General features: G+C 70.9%; 11 protein-coding genes. 6 read left to right on the top strand and 5 right to left on the bottom strand.

Annotated elements, in window-relative coordinates; genetic code table 11:
- The first annotated feature begins 2 nt into the window (after positions 1–2).
- From O7624_RS06755 to O7624_RS06735, 5 genes are all read left to right on the top strand, one after another.
- A complete protein-coding gene (locus O7624_RS06755; RefSeq protein ID WP_282239351.1) occupies positions 3–491 on the top strand; it encodes an SRPBCC family protein in 489 nt (162 codons plus the stop codon).
- Between the two features lie 70 nt (positions 492–561).
- Positions 562–1,629 carry a DUF2855 family protein gene (locus tag O7624_RS06750; protein WP_282239350.1) on the top strand — a complete coding sequence of 356 codons (1,068 nt, stop codon included), beginning with the start codon at positions 562–564 and terminating at the stop codon, positions 1,627–1,629.
- A gap of 61 nt (positions 1,630–1,690) precedes the next feature.
- Positions 1,691–2,587 (top strand): bile acid:sodium symporter family protein, encoded by an 897-nt coding sequence (locus tag O7624_RS06745; protein ID WP_282239349.1) that lies wholly within the window; start codon positions 1,691–1,693, stop codon positions 2,585–2,587.
- 175 nt (positions 2,588–2,762) lie between these two features.
- Positions 2,763–4,139, top strand: coding sequence for an FAD-dependent oxidoreductase (locus O7624_RS06740; RefSeq protein WP_282239348.1), 1,377 nt, complete (start codon positions 2,763–2,765; stop codon positions 4,137–4,139).
- 202 nt (positions 4,140–4,341) lie between these two features.
- On the top strand, positions 4,342–5,256 hold the full coding sequence (locus O7624_RS06735; protein WP_282239347.1) for a cation diffusion facilitator family transporter: 915 nt from the start codon (positions 4,342–4,344) through the stop codon (positions 5,254–5,256).
- A gap of 5 nt (positions 5,257–5,261) precedes the next feature.
- Here the strand turns inward: O7624_RS06735 and O7624_RS06730 are convergent, their stop codons facing one another.
- The 3 genes from O7624_RS06730 to O7624_RS06720 form a co-directional block, all read right to left on the bottom strand.
- Complete coding sequence (locus O7624_RS06730; protein WP_282239346.1) at positions 5,262–6,050, bottom strand: SDR family oxidoreductase; 789 nt, start codon at positions 6,048–6,050, stop codon at positions 5,262–5,264.
- A 41-nt stretch (positions 6,051–6,091) separates the two neighbouring features.
- Complete coding sequence (locus O7624_RS06725; RefSeq protein WP_093403068.1) at positions 6,092–6,472, bottom strand: YccF domain-containing protein; 381 nt, start codon at positions 6,470–6,472, stop codon at positions 6,092–6,094.
- Between the two features lie 62 nt (positions 6,473–6,534).
- The gene (locus O7624_RS06720; RefSeq protein ID WP_282239345.1) at positions 6,535–8,634 is read right to left on the bottom strand and encodes a cellulase family glycosylhydrolase; all 2,100 of its coding nucleotides are present in this window, start codon (positions 8,632–8,634) and stop codon (positions 6,535–6,537) included.
- Between the two features lie 291 nt (positions 8,635–8,925).
- Between O7624_RS06720 and O7624_RS06715 the strand changes: the two genes are divergently transcribed.
- Complete coding sequence (locus O7624_RS06715; RefSeq protein WP_282239344.1) at positions 8,926–10,134, top strand: FUSC family protein; 1,209 nt, start codon at positions 8,926–8,928, stop codon at positions 10,132–10,134.
- 16 nt (positions 10,135–10,150) lie between these two features.
- Here O7624_RS06715 and O7624_RS06710 read toward each other — a convergent pair whose 3' ends face one another.
- Positions 10,151–10,675: a hypothetical protein gene (locus O7624_RS06710; RefSeq protein ID WP_282239343.1), complete on the bottom strand. Its 525-nt coding sequence runs from the start codon at positions 10,673–10,675 to the stop codon at positions 10,151–10,153.
- Between the two features lie 23 nt (positions 10,676–10,698).
- On the bottom strand, positions 10,699–11,217 hold the full coding sequence (locus O7624_RS06705; RefSeq protein ID WP_282239342.1) for a hypothetical protein: 519 nt from the start codon (positions 11,215–11,217) through the stop codon (positions 10,699–10,701).
- Positions 11,218–11,363 lie beyond the last annotated feature (146 nt).

The following is an 11,363-nucleotide window of genomic DNA, read 5'->3' as shown; positions in this document are numbered from 1 at the left end:
GCGTGCCACCATGGAGCGTGCCCGAGGACCGGAAGCCGCCGATCGCGTTCGAGACCACCAGCACCGTCGCGGCCCCGCCCGACGTGGTGTACGCGCACCTGGCCGATCCGCGTAGCTACATCGGACTGTCGCCGCTGATCGTGGCGGTCGACGACGTGCGGCACGGTCACGACGCCGAGGGCCGCGCGATGGCCGAGTACGTCGCCGTCGAGCGGTTCCGGCTGGTCGGTCCGTTGCGGTGGGACAACCGCATCCGGGTACGCATGGTCTCGACGCCGCCGCACGGTCCGTTGGTCAGCGAGGTGCGCAGCCCGGGCTGGGTGTCCCTGCGCGCGGTGGTGGAGCTGACCCCGGTACCGGAGGGCACCCGGGTCGACGAACGGGTCACCGCACACGCACCGGCGCCGCTGCGGCGCTTCGTGGCCGGTCAGGCCCGTCAGGTGGCGGCGTACCGGGCGGCCGAACTGACCCGCCGGATGGCGACCAGATAGCCACACGGAGTGGGATTTTGCACTAGCAGTGCATCTTGTCTCGACGGCTCTGACTGCCTAGCGTCTGAGCATGGCTGCCTCCTGGACGTTCGCCGTGGCCCGTGCCGAGCTGAGCCGCACCACCCTGGTGGAGATGGCCGTGCCGGAGCTGTCCGACGGCGAGACGCTGCTGCGCGTGGACCGCGTCGGACTGACCGCCAACAACGTCACCTACGCGGTGCTCGGCGAGTCGATGCGGTACTGGGAGTTCTTCCCGCCCGGCCGGCACGGGCTGGGCGGGCAGTGGGGGCTGCCGCCGTTGTGGGGCTTCGCCGAGGTGGCCGCCTCGACCGTCGCCGAGGTCGAGGTGGGGCAGCGGGTGTACGGCTACCTTCCGCCGGCCGGGCACCTGGTGGTGCGGCCGTCCCGGGTGGACGCCTCCGGGTTCCGGGACGCCAGCGTGCACCGGGCCGAGCTGCCCTCGCCGTACAACGGGTACCGCTCGACCGTCGGTGACCCGGCGTACCGGGCCGACCAGGAGGATCTGCTGATCCTGTTCCGGCCGCTCTTCTTCACCTCGTTCATGCTGGCCGACCAGATCGTCGACAACGACTGCTACGGCGCGACGTCGCTGGTCTTCTCGTCGGCGTCCAGCAAGACCGCGTACGCCGCCGCTGTGGAGCTGCGTGGGCGCGGCGCGCGCCTGGTCGGGCTCACCTCGCCCGGCAACCTCGCGTTCACCCGGTCGCTCGGCTGCTACGACGAGGTGCTGCCGTACGACGGGATCGCCGCCCTCGACCCGGTGCCGACCGCCTACCTCGATCTGTCCGGCGCGCCCGCGACCCGGGCCGCCCTGCGGCGGCACCTCGGTGACCGGCTGGTCCGCGACATCGCTGTCGGCCTGACCAATCAGATCCCGAACGCCGATGCCGCCGGAGAGGTCTTCTTCGCCCCGGTGCAGATGCGCAAACGCCGCCTGGACTGGGGTCGCGACGGGCTCGACCAGCGGTTCGCGGACGCCTGGCGGCGCTTCGCGGACGTGGCCGGCGAATGGGTCGACGTCCAGCTCGGCTCCGGCCCGGGCGCGCTGGAGCGGGCCTGGCTCGACGTGCTCGCGGGCGTAACCCCGCCACGGGTGGGGCGCGTCGTCCAGTTCTGACGGCTACCCCGGCCACATGGAGGATTGCCAGTGCGTTACCCGGTGGTAACGATGTCGTGTCATGGACTCCGCCCTGACCTTGATCGGACTACCCGTCGCCCTCGGCATCATCATGCTCGGTCTGGGTCTCGGCCTGACCACCGGCGACTTCCGCCGGGTGGCCCGGCACCCGAAGGCCGCCGTCATCGCCCTGGTCTGTCAGGTGCTGCTGCTGCCGGCGCTCTGCTTCGGCCTGGTGCTCGCCTTCGACCTGCCGCCCGAACTGGGCGTCGGGATGATGCTGCTGGCGGCCTCGCCGGGCGGCACCACGGCGAACCTCTACAGCCACCTCTTCGGCGGGCACGTGGCCCTGAACATCACGCTGACCGCCATCAACTCGGTGCTGGCGGTCTTCACCCTGCCGATCGTGGTCAACCTGTCGGCGGCGTACCTCCTCGGCGACGCGCGGAGCATCGGGCTCCAGTTCGACAAGGTGCTCCAGGTGTTCGCGATCGTGCTGATCCCGGTCGCTCTCGGGATGCTGATCCGGGCACGGTCGGCCGCTGTCGCGCAGCGGTTGGACCGCCCGGTACGGGTGCTGTCCGTGGTGGTGCTGATCGCGGTGATCGCCGGTGCCGTACTCGGTGAGCGGGAGAACCTCGCCGACTACTTCGTCTCCGTCGGGCTGGCCGTACTGGCGTTCAACCTGCTCAGCCTCGGCATCGGGTACGGCGTGCCGAGGCTGGCCGGGGTCGAGCGGAGCGCCGCCAAGGCGGCCGGGTTCGAGATCGGCATCCACAACAGCACGCTGGCCATCACCATCGCGCTCAGTCCGGCGCTGCTCGACAACGCGCAGATGGCGATTCCCGGCGCCGTCTACGGCATCGTCATGTTCTTCACGGCCGCCGCCTTCGGTTACCTGGTCAACCGGGTTGGTGCCGGCCGGGAGCCGGCGCCGGACGGTGCCGTCCGGAGCTGAGCCGGCCGGAGACAAAGGTGGCCGGGGGCCGGGACGAATCGTCGTCGGCGTTCCCTCCCTGTGCAACGATCGTTGGGCGTCATGCCGACCGCCCGGCTCCGTCGGTCTGCCCCAGCATCGGTCACTGGCAGGCAGGCGGAAAGGCGCCACACCTCGTACCCCTTTGGAGAGCACGATGTCCCTCTCTCCGGCTCGGGTCCTCGCCGCGCTGAACGCGGTGCGACCGCCCGACCAGGCGTCCCCTGTCATGGGCAAGGCGGTGGTGATCGGCGGCAGCATCGCCGGCATGCTTGCCGCCCGGGTGCTCTCCGACCACGCCGAGAGCGTGGTGGTCATCGACCGCGACGACCTACAGGCGACCGGAGGACGACCGGGCGTACCACAGGGGACTCAACTGCACGCCCTGCTGCCCGGTGGCTTCCTCCAGTTGGAGCAGCTGTTCCCCGGGTTCCGGGAACAGGCCCTGGCACAGGGGGCGATCGAGGCTCCGCCGGCAGCCCGGCGGAACTACCTGGACGGCCGGCTGAAGGTCGTCGTACCGGACGACGCCGACAGCCTGGCCGGGAGCCGGCCGCTGCTGGAGTCGTTGATCCGGCAGCAGGTGCTGCGACTGCCCAACGTCAAGACGGTCACCGCCCGCGCCACCGGGCTGGTGTTCGACGGCCCGGTGGCCAGCGGCGTCCGGTGCGACGTCGGCGGTTCGCCGGGTGTCGAGCACGCCGATCTGGTGGTGGACGCCATGGGGCGGTCCAGCCGGCTCTCCGACTGGCTGGCAGAGGCCGGGTGGGAGCGGCCGGCGCTGCGGCGGATGACTGTGCACCTCAACTACGCGACCGCCCTGTTCCGACGCGATGAGGCGGACCCCGAGCACACGGTGGTGCTGGCGCTGCACAGCCCGACGATGTCTGTCGACGTCGCCGGTGCCGCCTTCTTCGCGATCGAGGACGGTCGGTGGATGGCGATGATGGCCGGTTACGGGGAGCACCGTCCCGGCCGTACCGCCGAGGATTTCGTCCGACGGCTGCGCGAGCAGTTCCCGCCGGAGTTCGCGACGGTCGCCGACAGCGAGATCCTCGGCGACGTGCAGACCTACCGGCACGCCGACAGCCGGCGTCGGGACTTCCACGCGGTGACCCGGCTGCCGGGCGGGCTGGTCAGCGTCGGTGACGCGGTCGCCTCGTTCAACCCGGTGTACGGGCAGGGCATCACCGCCGCCGCGCTGCACGCGGCCTGCCTGGCGCACTACCTGCGGCCCGGTCCGGACCTGGGCCTGCCGGCCCGCCACTTCTTCGCGCTTCAGAAGATCGTGGTCGACGCCGCCTGGTCGATCTCGACCTCGGCCGACCTGGCGCTGCCGCACGTCGACGGCCCCTACCCACGCGGCTACCGGCTCTCCAGCTGGGTGAGCCGGCAGATCGTCGCGGCGACCGTCACCGACGTGACCACCGCCCGGCGGTTCAACGACGTCGTCTCGATGCGCAAGCACCCGAGTTCGCTCGTCACACCGAGGGTGATCCTCGGCGCCCTGCGCGCCAACCGACGCGCTCGCTGACTGACCGCACATCCCGGCTGAACCGCCGCTCCTCCTCCAGCCCGGCTCCCGCCCCGCGATCTTGCACTTCTTGCCTCCTCAGAAGTGGTGAAAAGGTGCATCTCGGCGACCGGAAGTGCAAGATCGCGGGGCGGGGCTGGCAGAGATAGTTGCGCCCATTGCGATATACGCATATGTTGGCGGCGGCGAGAGGGGGCGCGGGGTGGGTGCCGGGCACGATCACGGGCAGCAGGTTGCCCGGGCGGGGGAGAAGCACCGCGGGCGACTGTGGGCGGCCTTCGCCCTGTTGGCGATCTTCATGCTGGTGGAGGCGGTCGGCGCCTGGGTGAGCGGCTCCCTGGCTCTGCTGTCGGACGCCGGGCACATGTTCACCGACGTGCTGGGCATCGGCATGGCGCTCGCGGCGATCACCGCCGCGAGCCGGGCCTCCCGGGACGGTCAGCGCACCTTCGGCCTGTACCGGATGGAGGTCCTGGCGGCGCTGGCCAACGCGGTGCTGCTCTCCGGGGTCGCCCTCTACGTGCTGGTGGAGGCGCTCCGGCGGTTCGACGACCCGCCGGAGGTGCTGGTCGGCCCGATGCTGGCGGTGGCCGTCGGCGGGCTGGTCGCCAACGTGGTCGCCTTCCTGCTGCTGCGCGCCGGGTCGACGGAGAGCCTCAACGTGCGCGGCGCCTACCTGGAGGTTCTCGGTGACCTGCTCGCCTCGGTGGGCGTGCTGGTCGCGGCCGGGGTGATCGCGCTGACCGGCTGGTGGTACGCGGACCCGATCGTCGCCGTCGGGGTGGGCCTGTTCATCCTGCCCCGCACCTACCGGCTCGCCCGGGCTGCGCTGCGGGTGCTGGTGCAGGCCGCGCCGCCGCACGTGGACGTCGCCGAGGTGCGCGACGGCCTGCGTGGGCTCGACGGTGTCGCCGACGTGCACGATCTGCACGTGTGGACCCTGACCTCGGGGATGGAGGTGGCTTCGGCACACCTCACCCTGGACACAGGTGCGGACCTGGCCCCGGTGCTGGCCGCCGCCCGCCAGATGTTGCACGACCGCTTCCGCATCGAGCACGCCACCTTGCAGGTCGAGCCCCGGGATGCCGAAGGCGTCTGCGGCGGCGCCCACTGGTGAGCCGGTCAGCGCAGTTGGATCACGTTACCGGTGACCAGCCGCCCGCTCTCCCCGGCGAGGAAGGCGATCACCTCGGCGACCTCCTCGGGCTCGGCCACCCGCAGCAGGTGCGGATCGTCGGCGACGGCGGCGCGTACCTCCTCGCTGACCCAGCCGGTGTCGGTGACCGGTGGGTGCACGGCGTTGGCGGTGATGCCGAACGGCGCGAGTTCGTGCGCCGCGGACATGGTGTAGTTGACCAGGGCCGCCTTGGCGGCACCGTAGGAGACCTCCTCGGGAAACCCGTCACTGCCGCCGGAAGTGAGGCTGATGACGCGCCCCCAGCCGCGACGCGCGGCGACGTTGCGGCGGGCGAACTCGGCGATCAGCAGGGCGCCCGCGCGGGCGTCCACAGCGAACTGCGTGTCGAAGGATTCGGCGCTCACCGGCCGCAACGACCGGCCGTGCCGGTCGACGGCCGTTGGCTTGAACGTGTCGGCCAGCCAGCCGCTGGCATTGTTCACCAGGATGTCGACCGTACCCAGCTCGCGCTCGGCGATGTCGAACAGCCGGGCCGGGACGGCCGGGTCCGCCAGGTCCGCCTCGACCGGCAGCACCCGGCCGCCGACGGCGCGGACACGCTCGACCACCTCGGTCGCGTCGCCCGCCCGCTTGCGTCGGTACGCGTCGGGGATGCCCGGGTCCGGTGGGTCGTCCAACCGTAGGTAGCTGACCAGCACCGCTGCGCCCAACCGGGCCAGCGTGACGGCGGTGGCCGCGCCGATGCCGTGGTTGGCCCCGGTGACGACAGCCACCCGACCAGTCAGGTCATTCGTCGGAAACACGCCTTCGGCTCTCATGGGGCGGGTACGACCTCCTGCCCCAACGGCCAGATCGCCGCCGGGACGAGCTTGAAGTTGGCCACGCCGAACGGGATCCCGATGATGGTCAGGCAGAGGCCGACGCCGGCGACGATGTGCGAGAGCGCCAGCCACCAACCGGCCAGCAACACCCAGATGATGTTGGCGAGACCCGAAGCCACCCCGACACCGGGCTTCGGTGCGAGGGTCCGGCCGAAGGGCCACAGCGAGTACGACGCCAGCCGCAACGACGCCACCCCGAACGGGATGGTGACGACGAGCACGAAGCAGATAAGGGCGGCGATACCGTAGCCGATCGCCAGCACGAGGCCACCACCGAAGATGAGCCAGAGCACGTTCAGCAGGAATCGGATCATGAACCCATGATGACCGCTGCGCGCCACCGGCCACCCGGTGGGCGGCCGGTGGCGCGGCTGGTTCAGCCGGTGACGCCGGTGACGGTGCTGCCGGACCGGGTGACGCGGTAGGTCACCTGGGCACCGCTCCAGAAGTGGAAGGTGAGGGTGACCGCTGCCCCGTCGCGGACCTCGCCGAAGAAGGTGTCGGTCAACGTGATCCGGTTGCCCGGGTAGTCAGGGCTGAAGGCCACGTCGAACTCCTTGAACGACGTCCAGTCGTGCGGGCCGGCGTTGCTGCCGTCGGCGTACCTCGCCTCCATGGTGGCGAGCTGGTCGCCGCGGAACTGGGTCGGAATGGCGAAGGCGGCTGTCGTTCCGGTGGCGCTGGACAGGACGGGGGTGTCGTAGGTGATCACGTCTATCCGCCAGGGCACACCGGCCGAGAAGCGGGCCTGGAGGCTGGCGTTGACCCCGTACGCCCGGTTGCCTACCAACCGGGTCAGCGCGCTCGCGGTGATGGTGAGCTGGTTGCCGGAGACCGTGTAGTCGGTGCCCTGCGTCAGGTTCGTGCTGCCGTGGCGCAACCCGGAGAAGGTGGTGCCGTTCAGGTTGAGGGTCAGCGACTTCGCGGTGATCGAGCCGGTACGCGGCACGTACACCTGGTCGGACGACGCGGTGCCGGAACGGGTCGTCCAGCTCGACCTGATCTGGGCCCACAGCTCCGGGTCCTTCCACTGGAAGGCGACCCGGTCGAAGTGCTGACCGTTGTCCCAGAGCTGGGTGGTGAGCCGCTTGGATCGCGCGTAGTGCCCGAGGAACTCGAAGAACTTGAGCTTCTCGCCCTGCTGGATGGTGCCGGTGTGCCGGTCGAAGCCGAGCAGCCCGTACTCGCCGATGACGACCGGGATGTTGCGGGTCACGAAGGCGTTGTGCACCCGGTCGAACGAGTCGGTCAGATCCTGCTGCGTCGTGGCGTCGAAGCGGGTGCCACCGGCGACGTTGACGCTGAACGGCCAGTAGCCGTAGAAGTGCACGGTGGCGATCAGGTTGCGGTCGTCGAGCTGGTTGATCGTCGTGGTCAACTCGTTGATCCGAGCCTGTTCGGACGAGGTGTGCAGGGTCGGCAGGACCAGCATCCGGGTGGCGTTGGTGCCGCCCGAGGCGCGCACGATCCGGTGGAAGTTCACGTTCAGCTCGTGCAGCAGCTCCGCGTTCTGGGCGTCGCCGGAGCTGTTGGCGAACTGCGGCTCGTTGACGCTCTCGAAGTGCAGCCTCGGCGAGTGGTCCCGGAACGCGGCGGCGATCTGGGTCCACAGCGCGTTGTAGCGGTTGAGCACCGTGGTCCGGTTCGTCGGCATCTCGTGGATCCACTGCCACGAGTCGTGGTGCAGGTTGATCATCACGTAGAAGCCGTCGTCCAGGGCCCAGCCGACGACCTCCTTGATCCGGTTCAGCCAGGCCGCGTCGATGGTGTACGAGGGCGCGGGGCCGTGGTGGTTGCTCCAGGTCACCGGGATCCGGATGCTGTTGAAGCCCTGGGCCCGGATGGCGTCGAGCTGCGCCTCGGTGACGCGCGGGTTGCCCCACGCGGTCTCGTCGGCGCCGACCGCGTCGAAGGTGTTGCCGAGGTTCCAGCCGGGCTGCATCGCCGCCACGTAGGCCATCGGGTCGCCGGCCGGCGGCGGGGTGCTCGGCGGTGGCGTGCTCGGCGGCGGGGTGGTGGTCGGTGGCGGGGTGGTGCCGACGCTACCGGTGCAGGTGACGCCGTTGAGGGAGAAGGTGGTCGGTGCCGTGTTGCTGCCGGACCACGAGCCGTTGAAGCCGAACGACGCGGTCTGGTTGGTACCCAGGGCGGCGTTGTAGCTGACGTTGCTGGCGGTGACATCGTTGCCGGACGAGGTGACCGTGGCATTCCATGCCTGCGTGACCCGCTGCCCCGAGGGGAAGGTCCAGGTCAGCCGCCAACCGTTGAGCGGGTCGCCGAGGTTCGTCACGGCGACGTTTGCGGTGAACCCGCCCGGCCACTGGCTGGGGGCGGAGTACGCCACCCGGCATCCGGCCGCCGCGTGCGCGGTGCCGGCGGTGATCAGGCCGGCCCCGGCCAGTAGTGCGGCGATGCCGCTGGCGACCAGGCCGAATCGCCAACGTGTCCTGCGTAGTGTGCCCTTCAGCCCAGCCATGACGCTCCTCGCGTGGTGATGGTGTCAACGGGGTGGCTGGCCGGGCGTCGCCGGGCCACCGGAAACATCCGGCCGGCTCGCACCATAAGTTGGGATCATCAACTTTGTCAATCGATGCAGCACGATATGAAGGCTCTCTACCCAGGTGAGAAAGGTGCACCAGGGATGGCGTATTCCGGCTCGGCGTACCGAGGCGGTGTGGATGCCGCCTCGAACGGTTCGGCGGCTGCCCGCGGGAAGGAAGCGTCGCCAGGCGGTGAATGAGCGGGGCCCGGTGGGGTAGTCGGCGGCGTGGCGGCGGGGGAGCACGACAGCGGCTGGGCGCATCGTGCCGGCGGCCGGGTCCAGGCCGGGGTCGCCAGCACGGTCGGGAGCCTCAGCCAACGCATCGGCTGGCGGGAGCGACGCCGGAGCCTGGAGTTGTACGCGATCCTCGCCGTTCAGGCGGGCGTGGCCGCCGCGATCGCCTGGACGCTGGCGCACGAGCTGCTGAACCACCCGTCGCCGGTGTTCGCCCCCAGTGCCGCCGTCGGCACCGTCGCCGCCGCGATCGGCCGACGGACCCGTCGTACCGTCGAACTACTGGTCGGCGTGCTGGCCGGCCTGCTGGTGGGTGACGCCCTGATCATGGTGATCGGCACCGGCCCCTGGCAGATCGGCACCGTGGTCACCCTGGCCATCCTGCTCGCGCTGACCATGAGCCGGGGTGGCGCGGTCGTCACCCAGGCCGGCGGTACGGCGGTGCTGATCGCCACCCTCTCGCCGATCCAGCGGGGACTGGAGGTGCCGCGGGTCATCGACGCGGTGATCGGCGCGATCTCGGCCGTGGTGGTGGTGGCCGTGCTGCCGGTCAACCCCGTGCGCATCATCCAACGGGCCGCCCGCCCCCTCTTCTCCACCCTGATCGAACACCTGCACAACGCCGCGGACGGGATGTCCCAGGGCGACGCCGCGGTGGTGGCCGCCGCCCGGGACGGCTTATACGGCCTGAGCCCCCAACTGGCTCTGCTCAACGACGCTGTTTCCGGCGCACGGGAGGCGGTGGCGGTGTCGCCGGCCCGCTGGCACCGACGGGGCGAGTTCGAGCACTACGAACGTGGTACGCGCTACCTCGACCTGGCCGTCGGGGGTGGTCAGGAGATGCTGCGCCGGGCGGCCACCGCGGTCCGGGACGAGGAACCGATCCCGGCCGGGCTGGCGGCCGCTGTGCACTACTTCGGCGACGCCCTGGCGCTGTTGCAGGTCGAGGCGGAGAGCGGGCACCACACGAACCGGTCCGAGCAGTTGATCCTCAAGGCGGTCGACCGGGCCGCCGAGGCGTACGACGAGGGGGTCGGTTTCTCCGGCAGTGTGGTGGTGGCCCAGATCCGTACCGTCGCCACCGACCTGTTGCGCACCCTCGGTTGCCACGAGGAGGAGGCGGTCGCCGTGATCCGGCGGCGCTTCGAGGCGCAGCGTCGGGCGAGCGAGGAGTCGCCCGCCGAGCGGAAGGCGGCGTGACCGGCCCCGGCCGGGCTCAGAGCCGCCCGGCGACCGTCCGGGCCAACTCGGTAAGCGGCTTGTCGTACTTGGCCGGGTCGTCCAGCCGGACCAGTCGGATGGCCACCCACACCCCGGCGGCGTGCACGAAGACCGCGCCGTCCTCCAGGTATGCCTCGTCGCCGATCCCGGAGAGCGTCTCGAACTCGTGGTCGAGATCGCGGTCGATGTCGAGGATCTTCTTGGCTCCGTCGCCCACGTAGACCTCCACCTGCGCCAACGGACCCGAGACCGGCCCGCTGTACGTGCAGGTCTCCCGGACCGGCACCGGATCCTCCAGGCGGGTGCCCGCAAGTTTCTCGGCGTCCTCCTTGGGGACCAGGGCGCAGGCGTCGACAGGCGGCGCCTCGGCCGTCGGCTCCGCTGCCTCGGTCGCCTCGGTGGGCGGGGCCGGTTCCGCCGCCTCGGTCGGTGGCGGTGGCGCGGCGGGTTCGACGTTGCCGCCGCAGGCGGTGAGTGCGGCGACGACGACGGCCGTCGCGGCTAGCTTGAGGTACCTCACGGTTGTCTCCTCGGGGCGTGGTGTCACCGGGGCAGGGCGTCGAGCAGCCGGCGCAACGCCTGCTCGTAGCCGTCGGGCTGCGCACCGAGGCGCTCGAAGCTGCTCAACGTCACGGTGAAGCTGCCAGCGCCGCCGACGAGCACCGCCTCGGCGCCGATGTCCTTGACCGCCAGGTAGCCCTTGCCGTCCCCGTCGAGATCCGTCACCGTCTGGTAACCCTGCTCGGCCTGCTGACGCTGATAGTCGTAGGTCGTCTCACCGGCCAACTGGGAGGCGGTCGTCACGGACAACGCCGCCACCCCCTTGCCGTCGCCGAAGCTGCAGTTGCCGTCGTCGACCATGGACTGGCCGATCAACTCGGAGATCTGGGCTGCGGTGAACGGGCAGGGCGGGGCCTCGGTGCCCGCGCCGTCGGCGGGCACGTCCAGGTCGGTCTCCACATCCGCGCCGGGGCCAGCCGTTGGCGGCGTAGGTTCGGCGCTGTCGCAGCCGGTCAGCGCGAGCGCGGCCGCGAGCACTGCGGGCAGGATCAGTCGACGCACAGGTTCGGTTCCCTTCTGACACCCGGCCGCCATCGGGCTGGGCTGTTCGACCACACCCGGAACGGACGACCGCCGCTCGGACGGCACGGCCGGACCGGTGCCGGCAGCCGGCACCGGTCCACCCGAAGCCGGTCCGCCGGGAGTGA

The organism is Verrucosispora sp. WMMD1129, from assembly GCF_029581255.1.
GTDB classification, from domain to species: domain Bacteria; phylum Actinomycetota; class Actinomycetes; order Mycobacteriales; family Micromonosporaceae; genus Micromonospora; species Micromonospora sediminimaris.
Note: the sequence above shows the minus strand (reverse complement) of the source record. Positions and strands in the feature narration are given on the sequence as shown.